This window comes from Dactylosporangium vinaceum (genome assembly GCF_019904175.1).
Lineage (GTDB): Bacteria > Actinomycetota > Actinomycetes > Mycobacteriales > Micromonosporaceae > Dactylosporangium > Dactylosporangium vinaceum.
In genome coordinates this window covers 7,439,800-7,463,954 of sequence record NZ_CP061913.1, presented here as the reverse complement: position 1 = coordinate 7,463,954, position 24,155 = coordinate 7,439,800, and the positions used below count along the sequence as shown (strand labels likewise).

Sequence of the window (24,155 nt, the reverse complement as noted above, 5' to 3'; positions counted from 1 at the left end):
AGCGCTGGGCGCCGTAGGTCAGGTGAGTTCGGCCAGCAGGTCGGCCGGGCACTCCCACAGCGCGCGGGGCAGCCGGGCGTTGCTCGCCGTCCAGATCATCCGCAGCCGCGGCCCGCCGCCGGGGGCGTCGAGGCCGACCATCGGCTTGGACTGCTGGTTGAGCCCCTTGAGCCCGAACAGCGCGACCGGCTCACCGTCCGGGCGGCGCACGGCCCGGCGCTCCTGCTGGTGCACCGCGTACGCCGCGGCCAGCCGCCAGGGCGCCGACAGCTGCAGCTGGTCGTAGAGGCGCTTCACCCACACGTCGGTGTGCCGGGCCAGGCCGTAGGCGACCGGGTAGCCGTTGAGCAGGGCGGTCAGGTCGGCGTCGACCTCGACCCCACACGCCGTCAGCGCCTCGGCGACGGCGAAGGCGTCGAGGCGCTCCACCGTGGCCCGGGCGCGGTCGGGGTCGTCGACCTGCCAACGTACAGCCGCCGGGGTTTCGTCGTTGCTCCACAGCCAGGGCAGCCGGTCCCAGCGGTGGTCCTGGTTCGCCCCGATGAGGGGCTCGACGCCGACGACCAGGGCGGCGCCGTCGGCCCGGGCGGACAGCCACGGCCCGCGCCGGCTCAGTGCCGTGCCGTCGCCGGCGAGGGCGACGACGGCGCTCCTCGCGTAGCGGCCGCTGCGGTCGCGCGGGAAGTGGAACGCGAGGCGGGCGTCGTCGAGGCCGTCAAGGTGCGCCCGCAGCGGCGGCGGCACCGCGGCCGGGCGGCGGACCATGGGGCTCGCGGCGGCGTCGCGGCGGGCGGCGCTCAGGCGGGCCCGGGCCGAGCGGCGGCGGGCCGTGGCCGGCTTCGGCGGGGTGGCCCGCAGCATCTCGCGGTACCCGTGCCAGAGCCGGACCGCGTCGACGACGGCCTCCTCGTCGCGCACCAGCCGGCGCGGGGCCCACATCGCCCCGGACGCCTCGGCCGGGCCTTCCAGCAGCGTCACCTCGAACACCAGGTCCGCGGCGGCGGGCAGGTCGTGCTCGATGTCGACGTCGCGGGTCCACACGTGCCCGTCGGCCGACAGCCCGCCCTCGCCCGGCGGCACCAGGCGCTCCGCGGCGACGACGGTGACCTGCATCCGCCCCGTGCCGTGCGGCTCGTCGACGGTGAGCCCGGTCAGGCCGGTGGGCACCTTGCCGTAGAAGTCGTAGTACTGCGTGAGCACGCCGAACGCGGGCTCGATGCCGACCGCGCGCAGCCGGGCCGACACGCCCGCCAGCGCCGCCCGGCGCCGCCGCTCGTGCCGGTCGAGGGCCTCTGCCACGGCCGTCATCTTCCCACAGGAACGTTAGGGTTTCGGGGTGGACGATGCCGGCGTCGGTGCGTGGCTCGCCAGGGCGCTGCCCGGCGAGCGGATCATCCACCGCGCCGCGCTGACCGGCGGCCACAGCAACGACAACGAGCTGCTCGTGACCGCGCGCGGGCACCGCTACGTGCTGCGCCGCTACCGCGGGACGAACGCCTGCGCCAAGGAGGTCGCGCTCGCCGGCCGCCTGGCCGGCGTGGTCCCGGTCCCCGAGGTCGTGACCGCCGACGCCGCGGCCGGCGTGCTGCTGTCCCGGTTCGCCGAGGGTTCGCCACCGGTGCTCACCGCCGGGTTCGGCCGGTCGGCGGGGGAGATGCTGGCCCGGCTCGGGACCGTCACGTTCGCCGCGCCCGGGTTCTTCGACGGCCGGCTCCAGCCGGACGGGACGGAGCCGACGAGCGCTCTCGACGTCTGGGTGGAGCGGTGCCTGCGCGAGGGCAACGGCCGTGCGGTGCTGAGCCCCGACGAACAACGGCGGCTGCTGCGGTACTCCACGCAGGCCGCCGCCCGGCTCGGCCCGCTCGCCGGGGCCAGGTCACTGGTGCACGCCGACTACAACCCGAAGAACCTCCTGGCCCGGGGCGACGCGGTGGTGGCGGTGCTCGACTGGGAGTACGCGTACAGCAGCAGCCCGCTCTTCGACCTCGGCAACATGCTGCGCGAGCCGCGCCCGCCCGGCTTCGCGGACGCCTTCGCCGCCGGGTTCGCAGCGGCCGGCGGGGACCTGCCGCCGGACTGGCGCGAGCTGAGCCGGGCCCTCGACCTCTACGCGCTCGCGGACCTCCTGACCCGGCCGGTGGCGCACCCGTACTTCGGCCGGGCCGTCGAACACATTCGCCGGCTCCGCTGACCGGGATCGCCCCGGCGTGGGTCCGTCAGTGCGCGTCGCGCAGGAACGGCGCGAGCAGCTCGGCCGCGGGCGCGGATGCGGGCCGTGTCGCCGCCCGCCTCGATGAGGCTCGATGCGCTGTAGACGATCGCGTTGATCAGCTCGGCGGTCGTTGCCGGGTCGGGCCGGTGTCGCGCCCGCAGCGCGTCGATCAGCGGGCGCGACAGCTGCTCGTGCATGGCGCGGCTGCCGTCGTCCAGCTGCCGGCCGGGCGCGATCGCGGCGAGGGCCCGGGCCACCGCGTGCTCGCCCTCGGCGACGAGCGCGAGGTTGGTGTCGACGTAGGCCAGCACCTGCGCGCCCGCCGCGCCCGCCGTGTCGGTCACCCGGGCCGACCAGCGGGAACACGCCCTGGATCAGCGCGTCGAGCAGGTCCCGGCGCGAACGGAAGCACTCGCACGCCGAGGGGCGGGCCAGGCCGGCGCGCCCGGCGACCGCCGCGAGCGACGGTGCGGCGGCCGGCTCCTCGGCCAGGATGGCCCAGCCCGCGCCGAGCAGCGGGCGGGCGCCGAGGATCGATTCCCCGTCGTGAAGATTGGTTCCTAGCTTCCTAGGACGGCGAACGCAGTGTGGCGGCGGAGGCAGCATGGGCGACGACGTAAAGTGCGGATCATGACCGACTTCTCTGCGGAGTACCAGCAGCTGCTCGACTCCGTCCCGGCCCCGGCGAACGCTCGCATCTCGGAGACCGTCGTCGCGTACGAGCACGACGGGCAGCCCATGGAGGGGTTCGCGGTGCACGACGAGGCGGTGGCGGGACCCAAGGCGGCGGTGCTTGTCGTGCACGACTGGACGGGGCTGCGGGAGTACCCGAAGGCGCGGGCGCACATGCTGGCCCGGCTGGGGTACTACGCGTTCTGCGTCGACGTGTACGGCACCGGCCGGCGCTTCGACAACCCGCAGGACGCCGGGGCCGAGGCGGGGAAGTACTACGGAGACCTGGAGCTGCTCCGGGCGCGCGTCCGGGCCGCCTACGACGAGGCGGTGAAGAGCCCGGCGGTCGACCGGGACAGGATCGCCGTCATGGGGTACTGCTTCGGCGGCTCCGCAGCCCTGGAGTTCGCCCGCACCGGCGCCCCGCTCAAGGGCACTGTCTCGTTCCACGGCCGCCTGGTCACCCACGAGCCCGCCGACGTCGCCGCCATCACCGGCTCGGTCCTGGTCCTGACCGGCGGCGCGGACCCGGTCGTGCCGGACTCGGCGGTGGCCGCGTTCCAGGACGAGCTGCGCACCCGCGACGACCTCGACTGGCAGGTGACGACGTACGCGGGCGCCGAGCACGGCTACACGATCCCCGGCGAGGTCTACCACCCGACCGCGGACCGGCGCAGCTGGCGGCAGTTCACCGACTTCCTGGCCGAGGTGCTCTGAGCGCGGCCGGTCCGGACGCCGTCGAGCTGAGCGGTCCGGACCCAGATCGCCGGCTAGCGCTCTGAGCGGCCGGTGTGGGCGGGCGCCCGCGCTATGTCGCGTCGGTGAACAGTGCGCGGAGCTCGGCGATCGGGGTGGCGGCGCCGGCGCCGAGGGCGTTACCCAGCGCGGTCAGCCGCGGGTCGGTGACCGCGGGGTTGTCCACCAGGCAGCGGGTCACGAGGGCCGACCACAGCCGGCGGGTGGTGGCGGAGTCGGTGCCGCGGCGGGTGAACAGGGGCGACCGGGGACGCCGCCGCCACGGGAGGTCCGGGTCGTGCAGGGTCGCGTCCAGCTCCTCGACCAGGAGGGCGGCCAGTGCGGGCGCGGCCGGCGTCTCCGCCGACAGCAGCAGCACCGCGAGGGTGAGGAACATCGGCGACGACGGGTCGTCGCGCCAGTCGCCCGGCCGGTGCAGGCGGCACCAGGCCAGAAAGCGCACCGCGGCGTCGCGGGCCGGCGCTGCGAGCTCCCGGGCCGAGTCCACCAGCGGGGCGAGGGAGTCCACGGGATTGCCGTCGGCGGTGACGGCCCGCACGAGCAGGGTGCAGGCGAACAGCCGCTGCAGGTGCCCGCGCCGGTCGGCCGGTGCTGTCCACCGGGTCAGGGCCAGGACCTCGGCGGGGTTGCCGATGAGGTGGTCGGGCAGCCACGGGCTGTGCACCAGCTCGGTGAGCGCCCGCCGGTACTGCGGTATGTCGGCGCCGTAGTCGGCCGCGGCGATCGTGTCGATCGCGTCGGCGTCCAGCTGCGGTGCGACCCAGGCCAGCAGCGCCCGCTCGTCCGGGCCGAGGGCTGCGAACAGGTCGCGGTCGGTGCCGGTCACCGGTCGATGATGCGGCCGCGGGCCCGCCGGCGTCCACGGCGTATCCGCCGGCGCCGATGTGCAGCGCCGCCGCCGGCGGACCGGGTCGGGCGGGCGCTACGCGGTGGGCAGCAGGGAGATGCGGCCGTGGTACTCGCCGGCCACCTGGTCGGTGTCCGAGCCGATCAGGAGGCCGGCCGGGCAGGTGAGCAGGACGCCGACGCCGACGCCGCGGCTGTGGCCGGGGTTCCAGGGCAGGGCGGTGCCGGTGGCGGGGTCGAGGGCGGCGATGCCGGAGCGGGGTGTGGCGCCGGGGCCCCGGGTCTTGTGGCCCTTCGGGTTGTCCATCCACTGCATGTGGCCGCCGACGTAGACGGCGGTGCCGGAGATGGCCACGGACCAGAGGGTGTTGCCGCCGGTACGGTTGACCCAGGTGGGTTTGTGGTTGCCGGAGCCGGTGAGGTCGAAGCGGGCGGCGCTGTCGCACATGCGGGTCGGGCCGGCCATGCCGCCGGTGGCGGCGACGGCGAGCCAGGTGCCGTCGGGGGCGATGTCGACGCCGCGCAGGTAGCTGTCGTAGAGGGTGTTGCAGCGGCCGGTGTAGGCGTCGGTCGACCAGTCCGTGACGGCGGCGCTCGCGGCGTCCGCGACGGCGATCTGCGGGCGCGGCCGGCCCGCGACGGTGTCGAACGCGCCGACGAACGCGACAGCGGAGCCCTGGGCCGCCACCTGCTCCACCTTCACCAGGCCCCGGTTGCGGCGGGCGAGGCGCAGGTCGAGCGCGGGGTCGGCGGCGCCGGTCGTGGCGTCGAGGCGGGCCAGGCCGACCCGGGGCAGGCCGCCGAGCTGGGTGAACGTGCCGCCGGCGTACAGCCACGGCCCGGCGGCGGCGAGGGAGCGGATCTGGCCCTTGCCGGCGGTGGCGGTGAACCCGGGGACGGCGGCGCCGGTGGTGGGGTCGAGCTTGACCAGGCCGGTCCGCGGCGCGCCGTTGACCTTCGCGAACTTCCCGGCCACGAACACGCCGCTGCCGTCGGGCGCGGTGGCGAGGGCGGTCACGGGGCCGTCGAGGGTCGCCGTGGCGTCGAGGATGCGCCCCGTGCCAAGGGCAAAGGCGAAGAGATAGCCGCGGTTGTACTTCCGGTGCGTCGACGGGTCCGCCAGCTGGGTGAAGTCGCCGCCGACGACGACCGTGGCGCCGAGGACGGCGATGGCGGTGACGGTGCCGTTGAGGACGTCGGGCGTCCAGGCGACGGGTCGTTCGCTGACGACGGCCGGCTGGGCGAACCCGGCGGCCGCGGGTCCGGCGAGCCCGGCGACGGCGGTCAGGAGGAGCACGAGGGCGAGCAGGCGGCGCACGGAGGTTTAAACGAGAAGGCGTCCCGGTTCGATGTGCACCGCGCGGAGGATCTCGTCGAGGTGGGCGATCGGGTCGTCCAGGTCGGCGCGGAGGTACTCGTCGTACCAGATCCGCAGCGCGGCGACGGTGCACCCGACGAGGAGCCGGCGGCGCCAGTCACCCGGCCGGGGGTGCGGGGAGTGGGTGCGCGGCGACCCCGGGGCCCCCGGCTCGGTGGTCGTGGCTCGTGGCTGTTCGGTTCGGGTGCGCAGGAGTTCGGCGATGGTGTGCTCCTCGTCGGGGCGCACGCCGGGCTGGGTGCCGCGCAGGTGGGCCGACTCGCGGGCGACGGTGCGCAGGGCGGTGAGCAGTTCGCGGTGGTCGATGACGAACCGGCCGACGGCGAGCATGGCCTCGCGCAGGACCTCGGCGTCGGGGGTGCCGGGCGGGGCGGCGGCGATGCGCTCGTGGGCGAGGGCGGTCATGCGGCGGACGGGTTCGGCGACGACGTCCTCCTTGGCCGCGAAGTAGCGGTGGAACGTGCGCGGGGCGATGGCCGCGGCGGCGCAGATGTCCTGCACGGTGACGTGGTCGTAGCCGCGCTCGATGAACAGCCGCCAGGCCGCCTCGACGGTGGCGGCGCGGCTCTGCTCGCGTTTGCGGTCGCGGAGGGTCTCGATCGGGCGGCTCCTTACGGTCGGCCGGGTTATGGGTTCAGTGTGAGGGCGGTCTCACGGCACCCCGCGAGCGCCCCGGTCGCGACGATATCGTGGCAGGCTCTGCCTCGTGGCAGTCTGTGCCACTTTCCTCGCCGGTTGGAGCCCTTGCCCATGACCACCAACACCGCCGACGATGCGCTGGTGTCGTCGACCGGCGCCGAGGTGCGCCCGCGCTGGACCGGCGCGCAGCTGATCGTCGTGCTCGTCATCGGCACCGCGGCGCTGATGGTGTCGCTGACCCAGGCGCTGCTGGTGCCGGTGCTGTCCGAGCTGGCCGTCGACCTCAGGGCCGGCGGCGACGGGGTGGCCTGGATCCTGACGTCGACGCTGCTTGTCGGTGCGGTCGCGGTCCCGGCGTTCGGCCGGCTCGGCGACCTGTTCGGCACCCGGCGGATGCTGCTGGTCACGCTGGGCGCGCTGATCGCCGGGTCGCTGATCTGCGCGCTCGCGCACAACCTCACGACGATGATCATCGGGCGGTCGGTGGTGGGGCTGGCGGTCGCCGCGGTACCGCTGTCCATCAGCCTCATCGGGGTGACCCTGCCCAGGGCGCACGCGCCCGCCGGGATCGCCCTGATCAGCGCCATGCTCGGGGTCGGCGGCGCGCTGGGCCTGCCGCTGGCGGGGCTTGTCGCGCAGTACGCCGACTACCACTGGCTGTTCTGGATCTGCGTCGCCGGCGGGGTGCTGACGGTGCCGGGGATCGTCCTGCTGGTCAAGGAGCCGAAGCGGGTCGCGAAGGGCCGGATGGACCTGATCGGCACCGTCCTGCTGGGCGCGGCGATGCTGGCGCTGCTGCTGCCCCTCGCGCAGGGCGCGTCGTGGGGCTGGACCGACCCGTGGACGATCGGGCTGCTCACCGCGGCAGTGGTCCTGCTCGTCGTGTTCGTGCTCGTGGAGCTGCGCCGGGCCTCGCCGCTGGTGGACGTGCGCACGACGGCCCGCCCGTCGCTGCTGCTGACGAACATCGCGTCGCTGTGCGTCGGGTTCGCGCTGTTCGCGACGCTCATCGGCACCGCGTCGTACGTGCAGGCGCCGGCCGCGACCGGGTACGGCTTCGGCAAGTCGATTCTCGTCGGCGGCCTGTGCATGCTCCCCGGCGGCATCGCGATGCTGCTGCTGTCGCCGTTCTCGGCCCGCCTGCGCCCGCGGACCGCCCTGATCATCGGCTCCCTGATCATCGCCGCCGGCTTCGTGACCCGCATCGTGCTCGTCGACTCGCTCTGGCAGGTCGTCGTCGGCGCCACGATCTCGGGCGCGGGCACCGGCATCGCATACGCGGCCATGCCCGGCCTCATCATCCACGCCGCCCCCCGCGCCGAACTGGCCGCCGCGAACGGTCTCAACGCCCTCTTCCGCAGCGTCGGCAGCTCCCTGGCCAGCGCCATCGGCGGCGGCATCCTGGCCGCGATGACGATCACCCTGGCCGGCCACGCCCTGCCGTCGCTGACCGGCTACCGCACCCTGTTCGCCATCTGCGCCGGCGCCGCCGTCCTGGCCGCCCTGCTGGCCGTCTTCATCCCGGCCCACGCCCAGGACGCCGAAGCCGCCCTGCCGGACGAGTGACACCGCATCCAGGACCCGAAGAGCGGCAGCCGCCCTGGCCACCGCCGGCGGCACCGGCCCGGACCAGCGCTGGGCCCGATGCCGAGCGCGCCGGCCGCGTAGCGGCGCTACGCCCAGGCGGCGTCGGGCCGGGCGGCGGCCAGGGCGTCGCGGACAGCGGCGGCCGGGCGCCGTGGTGGTAGCGGCGTTCGGTGGGCTCGATGTTGTCCAGGAACTCCTGGTAGCGCAGCGCGTACGACAGGTGCGACAGCGGCTCGGCGATTCGCAGGGCCGCGGCCGGGCGGGACGCCGGGCAGGCCCTGGTCCAGGCGGCGATCCACGCGGCCGCGGCGGCCGGGCGGCGGGCCGGGGGCAGGAACCCGGCGGCCCGGCAGCCGTCCAGGGCCGGGTGGCCCAGGTGGGCGTCGGCGAAGTCGAACAGGACCGGCCGGGCCGCTGTCACGCGCCAGTTGCCGGGGTGGAAGTCGCCGCGCACGAGGGTGTGGGCAGGCCGCAGTCGTCGAGGCGGCCCCACTGCGGGGTGTACTGCCGGGCGCCGGTCCGGTCCGCCCGTCAGCGGCGTCGTGAGCCGGGCCTGCGCCTCGACCAGGCGGGTGACGGCCGCTGTGACGTCGGTGTCGGTGGCGCTCCAGCCGTCGCGGCCGGGGATGTCGCTGAGCAGGATGCGGCCGCGCGCGGCGGCGATGACGGACGGGACGAGCGCGGGGTCGGCGGTGGCGTAGGCGGCCAGGGCGGCCGGTTCGGCGGCGGCGAATGGCGGGATGGCCTTGAGCCACACCGGGCCGTCGGTGGTCGGCAGGCGGAACAATGCGGCCAGGTTCCAGGTCTTGTGCTGCACCGGCGGGCCGGTCACGGTGACGTGGTGGCCGGCCCACTCGAGCAGCTCGCGCAGCCCCGCGGGGCGGCCCCACGGCATCCGCAGCGGGTGGTCGGTGTCGGTGAACGGTTACGGGGCCTACATAGCAGACAGCGTGAACGCCTCCACGTCGGCGAGGAGCCGGCGGGCCAGGGGCAGCGGTAGGTATCGGGTGTCGACCTCCATCGTCACGCTGACCGTGCCGGGGGCGTCCGCGATGTGGAACATCAGCTTCGGGCCGAGGAACGCGGCGGGCTCCTCCCGGGCCGTGGTGCGCGCCAGTGCCGCGTGCGGGTCCTCGGCGCTCGGGGCGGGTGGCGGGCTGGTGCGCCTGTCGTTGTAGAGCACGCGCAGGTCGGGCGGGGCGCCGCGGTCGGCGGCGAGGCGGGTGAAGAGCTCGGCGCGGGCGGCCGGGTCGTAGTAGGCGTACTTCGACGCGCTCATCGACGCCGTGCGGGCCCGGGCGATCGCCTCGTCGGGGGTGGCGCCGGTGACGTCGAGGACGCACAGGCCGTCCTGGGTCAGCGGGGTCACGGCGTCGCGCAGCGCGGGGCGGAACCGGTTGGAGATGATGCCCAGCGCGACGAACGGGCCGTGGGTGACGCCGGTGCGGGCGAGGCCGGTGGCGATCGCGGCGAGCAGGACCCAGGCCGGGTCGGCGCCGAGGCGGGCGCAGGCCCGGGCGGTGGCGAGGTGGGTGGCGGGGGAGTCCCAGTGGATGCGGCAGAAGGTGGGGTCGCCGTGGTCGGCCGGCTCGCCGAGCATGCTGACCGGCACCGCCCGCAGGTGGCTCTCCCAGTAGCGCACCGCCGCCGCCGTGTGCCGCCGGGCCGCCGGTTCGCGCTGGGCCCGGGCCAGGTCCAGCGGCGACGGGGCGGTGTGCGGGCCCGGCTCGGCGGCGGCGAGGTCGCGCATCATGACCTCGATGCCGCCGAGGTCGGCGGCGATGTGGCACATCAGCGCGACGACGTGGGTGACGGTGCCGCCGCGGCGCACCACGCCCATCCGCAGCGGCCACTCGGTGTCGTAGTCGAACTTGCGCTCCCGCCACTGCGCCGCGAGCTCCTCGGCGACCGTGGCCGGGTCGGTGCCCCCGCCGGCCTCGTGGACCTCCAGGACCGCGTCGCCGGAGCCGAAGATCTCCTGCTCGACGGTACCGTCGGCGGCGAAGCGCAGCAGCGTGCGCATCGACGGGTAGCGGCACATGTGGAAGCGCAGCTCGGCGGCGAAGTCCTCGGCGGTGCGCCCGTCGGTGACCGGCACGACGCCACCCATGGGCAGCGACGAGCCGATGTCGAGCATCGCCTCCCAGACCTGCTGCTGGCCCCAGGTGAGCGGCCCGGCCCCGGCCCCGCTGCCCTCGAACGGCACGACGACGCGATCCACCAGCACGGCGAGCTCCTGTTCCGTAACCCCCGTGCCACATCCGTCGTGACGAATGTTGTCATCGCCGCAAACCGTGGTGCGATCGGCCGTTCGGCTTACTTCGGCTCCCGAAATATGGGCGACGACTGTAGCGGGGCCCGGTCGCCGGGCATCGGCGCGGCCGCGCCCCCGGCCTGCACCGGGGACGCGACCGCCACGTTCAGCTGCTGCAGCTCAGGCTCGGCACGGCGTTGCTGCCGTTCCAGTTGCCGGTGAAGCCGAAGCTTGTCGAGCCGTTCGCCGGGACGTTGCCGTTGTACGACACGTTCGTCACCGTGACCGAGGAGCCGGACACGCTCAGCGTGCCGTTCCACAGCTGGGTGATGGTCTGGCCGTTGGCGAACGTCCACTTGACCGTCCACCGCGACAGGCCCGCGCTGCCGGCCGTGACCGTCACCGACGCCTGGAAGCCGCCCTGCCACGAGCTGGTGATCGCGTAGCTGGCGGAGCAGGCGCCGCCGCCGGCCGGGGGCGGGCTGCTGGCCGGGGGCGGGCTGTTGGGCGGCTGCGAGGTGCCGCCGCCCGGAGTGGTCGGCGGCGGGTTCGTGGCGCCGTCCGGGGCGACCGCGCGGCCGGTCTGCGGGGAGATCATGCCCGCGCACAGGTTCTTGCTCGCCAGGGTCTGCGCGATGCGCGGGATCGCGGCCAGGGTGTTGGCCGGCCACTCGTGCATCAGGATGACCTGGCCGTTGGTCAGCCGGGCGTTCGCGGCGACGATCGCGTCGGTGCTGGCGTTGTTCCAGTCCTGGGAGTCGACGTCCCAGATGATCTCCTTCAGGCCGTACTTCGACTCGACGGACTGCAGGGTGCCGTTCGTCTCGCCGTAGGGCGGGCGGAACAGCTTCGGGGTGCCGCCGCCGGCGTTGGCGATCGCCTGCTGGGTGCGGGAGATCTCCGAGTCGATCTGGGCCTGGCTCTGCTGGATCAGGTGCGGGTGCGTGTAGCTGTGGTTGCCCACCCACATCCCGGCCGCCACCTCGGCCCGGACCTGGGCCGGGTAGCTGGCGGCGTACTGGCCCTCGTTGAACATCGTGGCCCGCAGCCCGTTCTGGCGCAGGGCGTTGAGGATGGCCGGGGTGTGGTCGTTGGACGGGCCGTCGTCGAACGTGAGCCCGACGTACCCGTTGCAGGTCGCGGCGTTCGCCGGGCCGGCCGCCCCGACGATCGCGGTGGTGAAGGCCGCGGCCGCCGCGATGGCCGCGGCGGCTGCGATGAGACGACTACGCATGCAATCTTTCCCCTTCGAGGGCAGCGTGCGATGACCCGGTGGGGCGCCGGGGTTGACGGATGTCGATGGCGCAAGTCTGCGGGCCGGCGGTACCCCTGTCAAAGCTTTCCGAAATTTCCTGGACCGGTTAAGCAGCTCTGACGTGCGCGATCGAGTCGAGATGGCACTGAAACTTCCGGCGGTCGTTCCGGAAAACGCGGACGTGCGAAAATATCGAAAACCGTTGAGGGGGACGCTCGTGACGCTCGATGACGCCGGCCGGGTCACCATCACCGCGATCGCGCGGGAGGCCGGCGTGTCCGTGCCCACAGTGTCGCGGGTCCTCAACGGCCGCAGCGACGTCTCGCCCCAGACCCGGGAGCGCGTCGAGGCGATCCTGCGCGAGCACGGGTACCGCCGCCGCACCGCCCGCAACAAGCCCGCCGCCAACCTCATCGACCTGGTCTTCAACGACCTCGACAGCCCCTGGGCGGTCGAGATCATCCGCGGGGTCGAGGAGGTCGCCCACGCCACCGGCATCGGCACCGTCGTCTCGGCCATCCACGACAAGCCCGCCTCGGCGCGGCAGTGGCTGCAGAACCTGCGCGCCCGCGCGACCGACGGCGTCATCTTCGTGACCTCCGACGTCACCCCGCCCATGCACGCCGAGCTGCGCCGCCTCGACATCCCCCTCGCCGTCATCGACCCGGCCGGGGTGCCCACCATCGACGTGCCGACGGTCGGCGCGACGAACTGGGCCGGCGGGCTGCGCGCCACCGAGCACCTGCTGTCCCTCGGCCACCGCCGGATCGGGTTCATCGCCGGACCGAAGCGCCTGCTGTGCAGCCGGGCCCGCCTCGACGGCCACGGCGCCGCGCTCGCCGCGGCCGGCCTGGCCACCGACCCCGACCTGATCCAGCAGGGCGACTTCTACCACGAGTCCGGCTGCGACGGCGCCGAGGCGCTGCTGCGGCTGGCCGACCCGCCCACGGCGATCTTCGCCTCCAGCGACCAGATGGCCTTCGGGGCGTACGAGGCCGTCCGCCAGCGCGGCCTGCGGGTGCCCGACGACGTCTCGGTGGTCGGCTTCGACGACCTCCCGGAGAGCCGCTGGGCGTCGCCGCCGCTGACCACCGTCCGCCAGCCCCTGGCCGAGATGGGCCTGCTGGCCGCCCGGACCGTGCTGCGCCTGGCCCACGGCGAGACGATCGAGACGCCGCGGGTCGAGCTGGCCACCGAGCTGATCGTCCGCGACAGCACCGCCGCACCGCGGACGGCGTGACCCGGCGCTCAGAACCTCCGGCGGCGCAGACGGCCCCGGCGGGAGCGCGGGCGCGGGTGACCCGGCCCCCGTGGCGGCGCCTGGGGGGCCGGCTCGGTGCGGGTCAGCGCCTGGTAGGCGGCGAGCCCGCCGAACAGCGTCCCCGCGACGCCCGGGATCAGCAGGCCGGCGTTGGTGAACCAGATCGTCGAGGCGTCCGTGTCGCCGAACTCGGTCACGAAGTGCTCCGGGCGGTCCGGGTCCACGAAGATGCGGATCCGGCCGCCGGTCGTGATCGGGCACGACTTCGGCGGGTTGCAGTGCACGCCGGCGGCGTGCGCCAAGCCCTCGTGGACGTAGCTGATCTCGAAGCCGAAGGGCCGGGCACTGCGGTTGGCCGTCGACCAGCCGGTGACCTCGGCGCTGACCGGCACGCCCGCCGCGCGCAGGCGCGCGGACTCGGCGTGCTCGTGGACGACCCCGATCAGGGTCGCGACGAGCACGCCGAAGCCGAGCACGAACAGCGCGCCGAACCGGTAGAAGGACCGGCGCTGCCCGGGTGGCCGATCGCGGAGGCGCCGCACACCCGCAGACTAGCCGGGCCCGGCCACCGCGGTCAGTCGCGCAGGCCGATGTGCTCCATCACCGGCGCCCGCAGCAGCCGCCCGATCGGCAGGATCGTCGTCGTCAGCGCCAGCAGCGTCGTCCCGCCCAGGACCATGACCCCGCCCAGCGGCGGCACGTACGGCACCAGCGCCCCCGTCAGCCCCCGGACCACGGCGGTCAGCGTCACCGCGGCGATCGCCACCCCGAGCAGCAGTGCCGTGCCCAGCAGGCCCAGCTGCTCGGCCCGCACCATCCGGGCCGCCTGCCGCCGGGTCACCCCGACCAGCCGCAGCAGCGCCAGCTCCCGCCGCCGCGACAGCGCCGCCATGACCATCACGTTCGCCGCCGCCAGGGCCGCGTAGCCGACCATCACCCCGATCAGCAGCCGGTTGAGCCAGGCGCTGACGGCCAGGTCGGCGCCGACCTGCGCGGTGAGCTCGGCGGTGCCGGTCACCCGCCCGCCGGGGTAACGGGCCGCGATCTCGTCGAGCGCGGCCGTGGCGCTCGCGTCGGCCTGCACGAGCACCGCCTCGTCGGCCGCGGCCGCGGTGTGCCCGGCGACAGTGGCCCGGGCCAGGGTGAAGTCGCCGAACCCGAGGCCGCTGTCATACACGGCGGCCACCTTCAGCCGCACCGGCGTGCCGTCGCCGAGGTGGACCTCCGCCGTCGACCCGGCGTGCCAGCCCTGCGTCGACGCGCGCAGCGACGACACGGCGACGGCGTCCGCGGCCAGGGCGTCCAGGCTGCCCTCGGTGACCTTGAGGTCCATCGTGGCGGCCAGCCCGGCCGGGTCGACGACCTGGGCCGCGGCCACCTCCGGGTCGCCCATGAACGTGACGATCACGCTCGTGTGCGACACGCCCGTCGCGGCCCGCACGCCGGGGACGTGGCGGATCTCGTCGGCCAGCGCCGGGGGCAGGCCCGCCGGCGCGACGACGGCCCGCTCGGCCCGCAGCCCGGCCCGGCCCTGGGCGAGCGTGCCGCGTTCGATGTTGTCCTGGACGAACCACACGGAGCCGCCGAAGCCCACGGCGAGCACCAGGGCGGTCAGGACGGCGGCGCCGCCGCGGGCGTTGGCGTGCAGGTTCGCCGCGGCCAGGCGGCCGCTCGCCCCGAACAGCGCGCGCAGGGGCGGGGTCAGCACCCGGGCCGCGAAGGCGTTGATCCACGGGGCCAGCAGCGCGACGGCGGCCACGAACAGGTACAGCATGCCGAGCGCACCGGCCAGCGCCGTCTGGCCCGACGCGGCCAGGGTGAAGGAGCTGGAGCTCACCGCGCCGGCGAGGAACACCACGCCGAAGATCAGCCGGACGCGCCCGCCCCGGGCCGGTTCGACGGCGGCCTCGCCCAGCGCCTCGGCCGGCTTGACCCGGGTGATCCGCCGGGCCGCGATCAGCGCGGCCAGGACCGCCGAGAGCACCGTGAGCAGCGCCACGGCGGCCGCCGCCAGCGCGCCGGGCCGCATCGGGAAGCCGGCCGGCAGGAACCCGCGGCCGACCAGTTCGCCGTGCAGCCACTGCGCCGCGCCGAGCCCGCCCGGGACGCCGAGGACCACGGCGATCAGGGAGACGAACCCGGCCTCGGTCATGATCAGGCGGCGGGCCTGGCGCGGTGTCGCGGCGATCGCCCGCAGCAGCGCCAGCTCCCGGCGCCGGTGGCGGACCGACAGCCCGACCGTGCCGGCGACGACGAAGACCACGAGCAGCACGACGTAGCCGCCGAAGCCGCCGCCGGCCGCGATCAGCAGCTCCCGGGCCGCCCGGTCCGCGGAGCGCAGTGCGGAGCCGCGATCGGCACCGGAGTACACCCGCGCATCGGCTCCGGCCGTGCGGGCCACCGCGGCCGCCACGGCGTCGCGGTCCGCGCCCGGTGCGACCTGCAGCGCGATGGCGAGGGCCCGGCCCGGGTGCGCCGACAGCGCGGCCATCCGCGCGTCGGTGAAGAACACGGCGTCGGCGGACCCGACGCCGCTGACCTTGAGCTGCAGTGGCTGCCCGCCCACGACGACGTCCACAGTGGACCCGGGCCGCAGTCCCAGACCCGCCGCAACGACGATCTCGTCGTCGGCCTTCGGCTCAGTGCCACGCTCCAGGGTGTACCGCATGAGCCCCGCACTGCTCCAGCCGTGCCCCTCGGCCGGGCGCCCGCCGACCGCCACGGGCACCGCGTCGTCGACGACGACGGACGCGACACCGGGCACGCCGCGCAGCGGCCCGGCCAGAGACACCGGGACGGTCCCGCCCTCCGGCAGCCCGACCGTGTTGTGCAGTGGCGAGCCGTCGAGGTCGCGGGTGGTGATGGTGATCTCGGGGCGGGCGACGACGATGTCGGCCGCGGCGTAGCGGCCCGGCGGGGGCGAGTACCCCAGCCCCGACTCGACGAGCACGCCCATCGCGGTGAGGATCACGGCCCCGGCGGTCAGCGCGAGCAGCGTCGCGATCGCGGTCCCGGGGCGGTTGCGCAGCATGCGCAGAGCCAGGCGGCGCATCGCTCAGCCCTCCACGGCCGCGGCGCGGCGGTCGAGGGAGGCGAGCATCGCGGCGATCGCCGACACGCCCGGCTGCGGCACGTCCCGCACGATCCGGCCGTCGGCGAGGACCACGACCCGGTCGGCGTAGGAGGCGGCGACCGGGTCGTGGGTCACCATCACCACCGTCTGCCCGTGCTCGTCGACGATCGCCCGCAGCAGCGCCAGGACGTCGGCGGCGGTGGTCGTGTCCAGCGCGCCGGTCGGCTCGTCGCAGAAGACCACGTCGGGCCGGCTCACCAGGGCCCGGGCGATCGCCACCCGCTGCTGCTGGCCGCCGGACAGCTCGGCCGGCCGGTGCCGCAGCCGCTCGCCGAGCCCGACCCGGGCCACCACGTGGGCGAGCCAGGCCGGGTCCGGGGCGGCGCCGGCCATGCGCAGCGGCAGCTCGATGTTCTCGGCCACGCTCAGCGCGCCGATGAGGTTGAACGCCTGGAAGATGAAGCCGATCCGGCCGCGGCGCAGCTCGGTCAGCCGCGTCTCGGACAGCCGCGACAGCTCCGTGTCGCCGATGAAGACCCGGCCCGACGTCGGGCGGTCCAGCCCGGCGGCGGCCTGCAGCAGCGTGCTCTTGCCGGAGCCCGACGGGCCCATCACCGCGGTGAACGTGCCCCGGGCGAACGCGGCATCCACGCCGGCCAGGGCGTGCACCGCCTGCGTCCCGCTGCCGTACGTGCGGGTCAGGGCCTCCACGCGCACAGCGGCGGCGTTAGCGGTCATGACGGACATGGTTCGTCTCCGTTTCCGGGTGCATCGATCGTGGTGGTGGTGAATGCGCGCAAGGAAAACGCTAAGGTGCTCCTCGACGGCTGACGATGCAGCGCACTGGCCAACCGGGGTACAGCAGGCGCTACCCACCTCCAGGAGGCAGGCCCCATGGCGGCGCCCTTCGACACCGACCGGCCGCACCCCGCCCGGGTGTACGACTACCTGCTCGGCGGCAAGGACAACTTCGCCCCGGACCGGGCCGCCGCCCAGGCCGGCCTGCAGGTCAACCCCAACGCGGCCACCGCACCGCTGCAGAACCGGGCGTTCCTGGCCCGCACCGTGCGGTTCCTGGCCGAGGCGGGCGTGCGCCAGTTCCTGGACATCGGCACCGGCCTGCCGACCTCACCCAACGTCCACGAGATCGCCCAGTCCGTCGACCCCACCGCCCGCATCGTGTACGTCGACAACGACCCGATCGTGCTCGCCCACGCCCGCGCCCTGCTCACGAGCAAGCCCGAGGGCCGCACCGCGTACGTCGACTCCACCCTCCAGGACGTCGAGGGCATCCTGAACGCCCCCGAGCTCCGCGACAACATCGACCTCGCCCGGCCGGTGGCGCTGCTGCTCTACGCGATCCTGCACTTCGTCCCCGACGACGACGGCCCCTACGAGATCGTCCGCCGCCTCCTGGCCGCCCTGCCCAGCGGCAGCTACCTGGTCCTGTCCCACATCACCGCCGACTACGAGCCCGCGGAGTGGGCCCGCTTCACCGCCATCATGCGAGCCCAGGGCATCACCACCCGGCTGCGCGACCGCGCCGAGGTCACCCGCTTCTTCGACGGCCTCGACCTCGTCGACCCGGGCGTGGTCCCGATCCTGCAGTGGCGCCCCGACACGGCCGCCGACCTCACCGACGCCCAGGCCGCCCTCTACGGCGGCGTCGCCCGCAAACCCTGACCCGCGGGCGGGGCGTCACACCGTCAGGCGGTACTCCCAGCCCTCTCGCCAGCCGAAGTCGGCGGTGATCAGCTCCTCCAGCGGCACGCCGCCGGCGAGGTGATCCAGGGCCCAGCGGGTCGCCACATGGCCGATGATCAGGACTCGCTGCCCGTCCCAGCGCTCGGCGATGTCGCGCAGGGCGCCGCTCACCCGGCGCACCGCCTGCCGCCAGCTCTCCCCGTTCGGGTACGGCTCGTCCAGGTGCCGCTCGCGGTGCTCGTGCAGCTGCGCCGCCGGCATCCCGTTGCCGTCACCGTAGTCGCACTTCCGCAGGCGCCAGTCGTACAGGATCGGCACGGTGCCGTCCGGGAAGGCGAGCTCCGCGGTCTCGGCCGCGCGCCGCAGGTCGGAGCTCAGCACCACGTCGACGCCGTCCCGGCGCCGCCGGCCCAGCTCGATCGCGAGGTCGCGTCCCCGCGGCGACAGCCGGCCCGGCCGCCAGCCGCTGGCGACGCCGCTGTCGTTGTCCTCGCTCCACGAGTGCGTCTCGAACACGACCTCCGCCGCCATGCCCACGACCCTACCCATCGCCGGCATGGCGAAGCGCTTGGCGCACCGGGCCGCGGATCGCGCGGCCGGGGCCGGTGGCCGGCGTGATCCGGAGGTAACGCACGTCACAAATGCGTCAAGGCTCGTTAACAAATTCAACTGCATCGATGCCCTGATGTTCAGATGTTGCACGTTTTCCTCACCTGCTGTGGCGGTGCGGTCGCGCAAAGTATGAGTATCGACGGCGGGGGAAGCGACATGGAGATGGGTGCGGACGGCGAGGAGGCCGCTGCCGCACCAGGTTCGAGAGCCCGGCAGGCGACGCGAATCGTCCGCGTGGTCTACGGCGAGGCTGACGAACGGAAGGAACCCGCATCTCCGTGCGACCGATCACGCGTGTCCAGGGTAGCCAGGTGCTGGGTATCGGCACCTTCCGGCCGCCCCGAGTCGTAGCGAACACCGAGCTGCTCCCGGCCACCGGCCACACCGACGAATGGGTCCGCCGCCGCACCGGCATCCGGGCCCGCCGGCACGCCGGGCCCGGCGACACCATCGCCGCGATGGCCGTCCACGCCGCCGGACAGGCCCTCAGCACGGCCGGTGTGGCCGCCGGGGACGTCGACATGGTGCTCGTCGCGACCATGTCCGACGTGCGGCAGAGCCCGGCCGCCGCACCCGAGATCGCGTCCCTGTGCGGCGCGGTGCGGGCCGCGGCGCTGGACATCGACGCCGCCTGCGCCGGGTTCTCCTACGGCCTGGGCCTCGCCGACGCCATGGTCCGCGCCGGCGCCGCCCGGCACGTGCTGCTCGTCGGCGTCGAGCGGATGACGGACATCGTCTCGCCCCACGACACCACCGGCCTGCTCTTCGGCGACGGCGCGGGCGCGGCGATCGTCGGGCCCGGTGTCGACATGGGCATCGGCCCGACCGTGTGGGGCGCCGACGGGTCGCGCCGGCACCTCATCGGGCATGCTTCGAGCTGGGTGGAGTACCGCGACCGCCCCGAACTGGCCTGGCCCACGATGGCGATGGCCGGCCGGGAGGTTTTCCGCTGGGCGGTGGACGCCGTGCCCGACATCGGCCGCCGCGCGGTCGAGGCGGCCGGCCTCACGCTCGCCGAGATCGACGCGCTCGTGCCCCACCAGGCCAACCTGCGCATCATCGAACGCGTCGCCGGGCAGCTCGACCTCAAGCCCGGCACGCCCGTCGCGGACGACATCGTCCGCTCCGGCAACACCTCGGCCGCCTCGATCCCGCTCGCCCTCGCGGGGCTGCGGGAGCAGGGCCGCCTCGCACCCGGCTCGTGGGCCCTGCTCATCGGCTTCGGGGCCGGCCTCGCATACGCCGCGCAGGTCATCCGCAGCCCGTGACGGCGGCCGTCACACCGGCGCCGGGGCCCCGCCGGTCATGGCGCGTGCCACCCGGAGCCGACCTGGATCGACAACGACCACGGGGGAGCGGATGACTCTGCGCAGCATCGAAGCGGCCGGCACCGTGCGACAACGCGAGCGGCACCGGATCCAGCGTGCGATGGAGGCGGCGGGCCGCGGCATGGCCTGGGTGTTCGTCGTCGGTGAGCCGGGCATCGGCAAGACCTGGCTGATCAACGAGGCGGCCGAGGAGGCGGCCGGGCACGGGTACATGGTGATCCGTTGCCGCGGCACCGAGTTCGAGCGGCACGTGCCGTTCGGCCTGCTCGTCCACGCCCTCGACGACTACCTCGAGGGCCTCGAACCGCAGCGGCTGCAGGGCCTGGCCGGCGACCGCCTCGGCGACCTCGCCCGGGTCTTCCCGTCGCTGGCCGGCCACGACACCGCCAGCCTCGGCGCCCTGCAGGACCCCGCCTACCGGGCCACCCGGGCCGTGCGGATCCTGCTGGAGCGCCTCGCCGACCCGCAGGGCGTCATGCTCGTCCTCGACGACCTGCACTGGGCCGACCGGGAGACCGTCGCGTTCGTCGCGCACCTGCTCGACCGGCCGGTCAAGGGCCGGCTCCTGCTGGTCGTCGGCTGGCGCAGCAGCCACGCCGACGAGGCTCTGGAGCGGCTGCCGGCCAAGACCGAGGTGCCCGGCGTGATGCTGCGCCTGGGCCCGCTCGACGAGGCCGAGGCCGCGCACCTGCTCGCACCCGTCCGCGGCCCGCGCCGCCGGGCCGAGCTGCTGCGCGGCAGCGGCGGCAACCCCCTGTACCTCACCGAGCTGATCCGGGCCGGCGAGCAGCGCGACCCCGAACCCGTCCCGGCCGCCATCCTCGCCGTCCTGCGCCAGGAGCTGGCCCGGCTCGGCGACGACGCCCGCAAGCTCGCGCTGACGGCCGCGGTCGCCGGCGACCCGTTCGACGTCTCCGTCGCGCGCAGCGCCGCCGGCCTCGGTGAGGATGCCGCCCTCGCCGCCGCCGACGAGCTCGTCGGGGCCGAGCTGATCCGGGCGACGGCGATCCCGCGCTGCTTCGAGTTTCAGCGCCCCGTCCTGCGCGACGGGCTCTACCAGCTCGTCCGGCCCGGCCGGCGCAGCACCGTGCACCGGCGCATCGTGCGGCAGCTCGACCGGGCCCCGGTCACCGCCCGCGCCCCGCACCTGGCCCGCTCGGCCGTCGCACCCGACCCGGCGGCCGCCGCCGACCTGCTCGCCGCCGGCCGGCAGGCGGGGCGCGACCGGCCCGAGGAGGCAGTCGAGTGGTCCCGGGCGGCGGCCGTGCTGACCAGCGGCGACACCGCCGCGCACGCCGAGGCGCTGCACGCGCTGGGCAGCGCCGCGGCCCGGGCCGGGCGGCTGCGGGAGGCGCTCACCGCGTTCGACGCCGCCCTGGCCCGATCCCCGGGCCGGCGGCTGTCGGTGCTGCGCGAGCGGTCCCTGGTCGCGCTGCTCACCGGCGACGCCCCGGCCGGCCTGCCGCTGCTGCGGGCCGAGCTCGAACCCGCCGACGCCGAGCCGGGCCTGCTGGTGTCGCTGTGGGCGGCGGCGGCCGGTGCGGCGCTGCAGGCGGACGACTTCGCCGGGCTGCGCGACTGCGCCGCCCGGGCCCTGAGCTGGGCCACCGGGCTCGGCCCGGCCCCGCTCGCCCTGGCCCGGGCCTGTGTCGGCCTGGGCGAGCTCGGCGCCCGGCGGACCGAGCCCGCGCGGGCCACCTCCCGGGCCGCGCTGACCGCCCTCGCCGACGCGTCCGACGCCGACCTGGCCGCCCTGCCCGAGGCCGTCCTGGCGGTGGCCGCGCTGGGCCTGCTCGTGGGCCGGCACGCCGAGGTCCCGGCCGTGCTGGCCCGCCTCCCGGGCGACCCCGCCAACACCGACCGCACCTGGTGGCGGGCCCCGGCCGCGCTGCTCGCCGCGCGCGCCCACCTGCTGCTGGGCCGGCTCGCCGCGGCCGGGGAGGCGGCCGAGGCGGTGGCCGAGCTGGCCCGGCTCGGCGACGCCCGGCCGCTGCTGATCCGGGCGCTGGCGCTGCGGGCCGAGCTGCTCGTCGCGGCCGGTGACGACAGCGGCGCGGCCCGGCTCGTCGCCGAGGCGACCCTGGCCGCCGGCGGCGACCCCGGCCTGCTGGCCGCGGCCGAGCGGGCCTGCGGCGAGGTCCGCCTCGACATCGGCGACCTCGAGGCCGGCGCCGACAACGTGCGGCGGCTGCAGCGGATGGCGCCAGTGCTCGATCCGGTGGAGGCGTGCCGGTGGCAGTACCGGCTGGTGCGGGCCGCCCTCGACGACGGCCGGCCCGACCTCGCCGGGGTGGAGCTGCAGGCCCTGCTGCGCAGCGCCGCGGACGACGCCCCCGGGCTGGCCCGGGCCGCGGCCACCGCCGCCCGCGCCCGGGCGGTCGTGCACCTGGCCGCCCGGCAGGCGGCCGAGGCCGGGCTGGCGGCCCGGGTCGCGGCCGAGGCCGGCGAGGCCGCCGGCGTGCCCGTCGAGGCGGCCCGCGACCGGCTGGTCGAGGCCAGCGCCCTGGCCCTGGCCGGGGACCGGGACCGCGCCGCCGCCCGGCTGCGGGCCGCGCTCGACGAGTTCCGCCGCTGCGGTGCCCGCCGCTACGAGGACGAGGCCGGGCGGGAGCTGCGCCGGCTCGGGCGACGCACGTCCGTGCAGCCGGTCACCGCGGCCGACGGCGCCGACGGTGCGCCGCTGCCGCTGTCGGAGCGGGAGTGGCAGATCGCCGAGCTCGTCGCGGCCGGGCGCACCAACCGGCAGATCGCGTCCGCGCTGCTGCTCAGCGGCAAGACCGTCGAGACCCACCTGACCCGCATCTTCAACAAGCTCGGCATCTCCTCGCGCACGCTGCTGGCCCGGGCCGTCGAGCGGGCCCGCCCGGCCACCGCCGCCCCCGGGCTGCCCCGCACGGGCCGCTCCTCCCTCACCCCGAATCGCGAGCGCACCCCCGGCACCGGTTGATTCAGGGTCCGTCAGCGGGCATCTCCCGATGGTCGCGATCGCCGTCAACCGAGAGGCTTGAGCGCGTGCCGGTCACCGATCGGCAGCTCCCGGACCGTCCAGCTTCCCCCGGCGACACGGTCCCATCACCGGACGACGACGGAAATGCGAGGCACACGTGACGCTCAGGGACGAGATCCTCGGCGACGTGATCTCCCTGCTGGCCTCCCGCTGCGCCGTGGACCCGCGCGGGGTGACGGAGGCGACCGACCTGTTCGGTGAGCTCGACCTCGACTCGCTGGACCTCATCGGCATGGCGCAGGTCCTGCAGAGCAAGTACGCGGTCGAGCTCGACAACGAGCGGATCGCCGCGGTGCGCACGGTCGGCGACGTGGTCACGTTCGTCGACGAGCGCCGGACCGGTGGGGCCGCCCGCACCGCGGCCGCCGCCACCGGGCCGGTCGAAGCAGAGGGTTCGAAGCAGAGAGGTTGACGGATGTCGGCATACATCACCGCACTCGGCCGGTTCCTGCCCGGTGAGCCGGTGCCGAACGACGAGATCGAGGACTACATCGGCACCGTGGGCCGGGCCACGTCCAACCTGCGCGAGCAGACCCTGGCCAACGCGGGCATCAAGACGCGGTACTACGCGATCGACAAGGACCAGCAGACGCGCTACACCAACTGGCAGATGGCGGCGTCAGCGGTCCGCGCGGCGGTTGACCGCTCCGGGCTCGCCCTCGACGACCTCGAGCTGATCGCGGCCGGCACCACCATCGCCGACCTCGTGGCGCCCGGCATGGCCAGCATGGTCCACGGCGAGCTCGGCAACGGCCCCTGCGAGATCGTCAGCACCCACGGCGTGTGCAACTCCGGGATGATGGCGCTCAAGAACGCCTACCTGCAGGTCGTGTCCGGCGAGAAGCGCAACACCGTCGCCTGCGCCTGCGAGTTTCCCAGCCGCACCTTCAAGAGCAAGCGGATGGCGGGCGTCCGCGCCGTCGACGAGGAGGGCTCGCTCGCCCTGGAGATGGCGTTCCTGCGCTACATGCTCTCCGACGGCGCCGGGGCGGCGGTCGTGCAGGACCGGCCCCGCGCCGACGGGCTGAGCCTGCGCATCGACTGGCTCAGCCTCACCTCCTACGCCAACACCGGCGACACCTGCATGTACTTCGGGATGCCGAACAACACCTCCACGAAGACCTGGTGGGACTACGACACCCCGGCCGACGCACTCGCCGACGGCGCCCTGGCCCTGCGCCAGAACCTGGGGATGCTGCCCAACCTGGTGAAGGTCGGCATCGACGAGTACGAGCGGCTGCTGGCCGAGGGCAAGTTCGACCCCGAGACGCTGCGGTGGCTGCCCGCGCACTACTCCAGTGAGCGGATGAAGACGATGGTGCTGCGCGAGATGCACAAGCGCGGCACCCGCGGACCGGCTGCCGAGGCGTGGTACAGCAACCTGCCGAGCGTCGGCAACATCGGCTGCGCCAGCATCTACGTGATCCTCGAGGAGATCATGTCGGAGGGGCTCGTCAACCCCGGCGACACTATGCTGTGCATGGTTCCGGAGTCCGGGCGGTTCTCGGTCGCGTTCATGCACTTGACCGCGGTGAGCGCCGACGGCGCCGCCGGCCGGGAGGGCTGACGCC

General features: G+C 75.1%; 21 protein-coding genes. 9 read left to right on the top strand and 12 right to left on the bottom strand.

Annotated features, from left to right (window positions below; translation table 11 throughout):
* Positions 1-18: 18 nt before the first annotated feature.
* Complete coding sequence (locus Dvina_RS33430) at positions 19-1,308, bottom strand: hypothetical protein (RefSeq protein WP_223093277.1); 1,290 nt, start codon at positions 1,306-1,308, stop codon at positions 19-21.
* 28 nt (positions 1,309-1,336) lie between these two features.
* On the opposite strand from Dvina_RS33430, the gene Dvina_RS33425 reads away from it, so the two are divergent.
* Positions 1,337-2,191: a phosphotransferase family protein gene (locus tag Dvina_RS33425; protein ID WP_223093276.1), complete on the top strand. Its 855-nt coding sequence runs from the start codon at positions 1,337-1,339 to the stop codon at positions 2,189-2,191.
* On the opposite strand, the gene Dvina_RS33420 is transcribed toward Dvina_RS33425, so the two are convergent.
* The gene (locus tag Dvina_RS33420; protein WP_223093275.1) at positions 2,107-2,556 is read right to left on the bottom strand and encodes a hypothetical protein; all 450 of its coding nucleotides are present in this window, start codon (positions 2,554-2,556) and stop codon (positions 2,107-2,109) included. The two genes, Dvina_RS33425 and Dvina_RS33420, sit on opposite strands and share 85 nt — an antisense overlap.
* Before the next feature lie 286 nt (positions 2,557-2,842).
* On the opposite strand from Dvina_RS33420, the gene Dvina_RS33415 reads away from it, so the two are divergent.
* Positions 2,843-3,601: a dienelactone hydrolase family protein gene (locus tag Dvina_RS33415; protein ID WP_223093274.1), complete on the top strand. Its 759-nt coding sequence runs from the start codon at positions 2,843-2,845 to the stop codon at positions 3,599-3,601.
* A gap of 91 nt (positions 3,602-3,692) precedes the next feature.
* Here Dvina_RS33415 and Dvina_RS33410 read toward each other — a convergent pair whose 3' ends face one another.
* The 3 genes from Dvina_RS33410 to Dvina_RS33400 form a co-directional block, all read right to left on the bottom strand.
* A complete protein-coding gene (locus tag Dvina_RS33410) occupies positions 3,693-4,466 on the bottom strand; it encodes a hypothetical protein (RefSeq protein ID WP_223093273.1) in 774 nt (257 codons plus the stop codon).
* A 96-nt stretch (positions 4,467-4,562) separates the two neighbouring features.
* Positions 4,563-5,804: a PKD domain containing protein gene (locus Dvina_RS33405; protein ID WP_223093272.1), complete on the bottom strand. Its 1,242-nt coding sequence runs from the start codon at positions 5,802-5,804 to the stop codon at positions 4,563-4,565.
* A gap of 6 nt (positions 5,805-5,810) precedes the next feature.
* Entirely contained in the window at positions 5,811-6,365 is a 555-nt protein-coding gene (locus tag Dvina_RS33400) for a TetR/AcrR family transcriptional regulator (RefSeq protein ID WP_246655484.1), read from the bottom strand.
* A 249-nt stretch (positions 6,366-6,614) separates the two neighbouring features.
* Between Dvina_RS33400 and Dvina_RS33395 the strand changes: the two genes are divergently transcribed.
* Positions 6,615-8,069 (top strand): MFS transporter, encoded by a 1,455-nt coding sequence (locus tag Dvina_RS33395; RefSeq protein WP_223093271.1) that lies wholly within the window; start codon positions 6,615-6,617, stop codon positions 8,067-8,069.
* On the opposite strand, the gene Dvina_RS33390 is transcribed toward Dvina_RS33395, so the two are convergent.
* The 3 genes from Dvina_RS33390 to Dvina_RS33380 all read right to left on the bottom strand — a co-directional run bounded on the left by Dvina_RS33390 (position 8,020) and on the right by Dvina_RS33380 (position 11,578).
* The gene (locus Dvina_RS33390) at positions 8,020-8,985 is read right to left on the bottom strand and encodes a phosphotransferase (RefSeq protein ID WP_223093270.1); all 966 of its coding nucleotides are present in this window, start codon (positions 8,983-8,985) and stop codon (positions 8,020-8,022) included. The genes Dvina_RS33395 and Dvina_RS33390 overlap by 50 nt on opposite strands.
* 39 nt (positions 8,986-9,024) lie before the next feature.
* Complete coding sequence (locus tag Dvina_RS33385; RefSeq protein WP_223093269.1) at positions 9,025-10,317, bottom strand: condensation domain-containing protein; 1,293 nt, start codon at positions 10,315-10,317, stop codon at positions 9,025-9,027.
* A gap of 193 nt (positions 10,318-10,510) precedes the next feature.
* Positions 10,511-11,578 (bottom strand): polysaccharide deacetylase family protein, encoded by a 1,068-nt coding sequence (locus tag Dvina_RS33380; protein ID WP_223093268.1) that lies wholly within the window; start codon positions 11,576-11,578, stop codon positions 10,511-10,513.
* Positions 11,579-11,816: 238 nt separating this feature from the next.
* Between Dvina_RS33380 and Dvina_RS33375 the strand changes: the two genes are divergently transcribed.
* On the top strand, positions 11,817-12,839 hold the full coding sequence (locus Dvina_RS33375) for a LacI family DNA-binding transcriptional regulator (protein ID WP_246655483.1): 1,023 nt from the start codon (positions 11,817-11,819) through the stop codon (positions 12,837-12,839).
* An 8-nt stretch (positions 12,840-12,847) separates the two neighbouring features.
* On the opposite strand, the gene Dvina_RS33370 is transcribed toward Dvina_RS33375, so the two are convergent.
* From Dvina_RS33370 to Dvina_RS33360, 3 genes are read right to left on the bottom strand one after another with little or no spacing between them, the layout of a single operon-like run.
* Positions 12,848-13,402: a hypothetical protein gene (locus Dvina_RS33370; protein ID WP_223093267.1), complete on the bottom strand. Its 555-nt coding sequence runs from the start codon at positions 13,400-13,402 to the stop codon at positions 12,848-12,850.
* Between the two features lie 32 nt (positions 13,403-13,434).
* Complete coding sequence (locus Dvina_RS33365; RefSeq protein WP_223093266.1) at positions 13,435-15,912, bottom strand: ABC transporter permease; 2,478 nt, start codon at positions 15,910-15,912, stop codon at positions 13,435-13,437.
* A 3-nt stretch (positions 15,913-15,915) separates the two neighbouring features.
* Complete coding sequence (locus Dvina_RS33360) at positions 15,916-16,671, bottom strand: ABC transporter ATP-binding protein (protein WP_246655482.1); 756 nt, start codon at positions 16,669-16,671, stop codon at positions 15,916-15,918.
* Positions 16,672-16,827: 156 nt separating this feature from the next.
* Here Dvina_RS33360 and Dvina_RS33355 point away from each other — a divergent pair, with 156 nt between their 5' ends.
* Complete coding sequence (locus Dvina_RS33355; protein ID WP_223093264.1) at positions 16,828-17,616, top strand: SAM-dependent methyltransferase; 789 nt, start codon at positions 16,828-16,830, stop codon at positions 17,614-17,616.
* Positions 17,617-17,631: 15 nt separating this feature from the next.
* Here Dvina_RS33355 and Dvina_RS33350 read toward each other — a convergent pair whose 3' ends face one another.
* The gene (locus Dvina_RS33350) at positions 17,632-18,168 is read right to left on the bottom strand and encodes a histidine phosphatase family protein (RefSeq protein WP_223093263.1); all 537 of its coding nucleotides are present in this window, start codon (positions 18,166-18,168) and stop codon (positions 17,632-17,634) included.
* A gap of 392 nt (positions 18,169-18,560) precedes the next feature.
* On the opposite strand from Dvina_RS33350, the gene Dvina_RS33345 reads away from it, so the two are divergent.
* From Dvina_RS33345 to Dvina_RS33330, 4 genes are all read left to right on the top strand, one after another.
* A complete protein-coding gene (locus tag Dvina_RS33345) occupies positions 18,561-19,517 on the top strand; it encodes a beta-ketoacyl-ACP synthase 3 (RefSeq protein ID WP_246655481.1) in 957 nt (318 codons plus the stop codon).
* A gap of 91 nt (positions 19,518-19,608) precedes the next feature.
* Entirely contained in the window at positions 19,609-22,524 is a 2,916-nt protein-coding gene (locus Dvina_RS33340; RefSeq protein WP_223093261.1) for an ATP-binding protein, read from the top strand.
* Positions 22,525-22,681: 157 nt separating this feature from the next.
* On the top strand, positions 22,682-22,996 hold the full coding sequence (locus Dvina_RS33335; RefSeq protein WP_223093260.1) for an acyl carrier protein: 315 nt from the start codon (positions 22,682-22,684) through the stop codon (positions 22,994-22,996).
* 3 nt (positions 22,997-22,999) lie between these two features.
* Positions 23,000-24,151 (top strand): hypothetical protein, encoded by a 1,152-nt coding sequence (locus Dvina_RS33330; RefSeq protein ID WP_223093259.1) that lies wholly within the window; start codon positions 23,000-23,002, stop codon positions 24,149-24,151.
* Positions 24,152-24,155 lie beyond the last annotated feature (4 nt).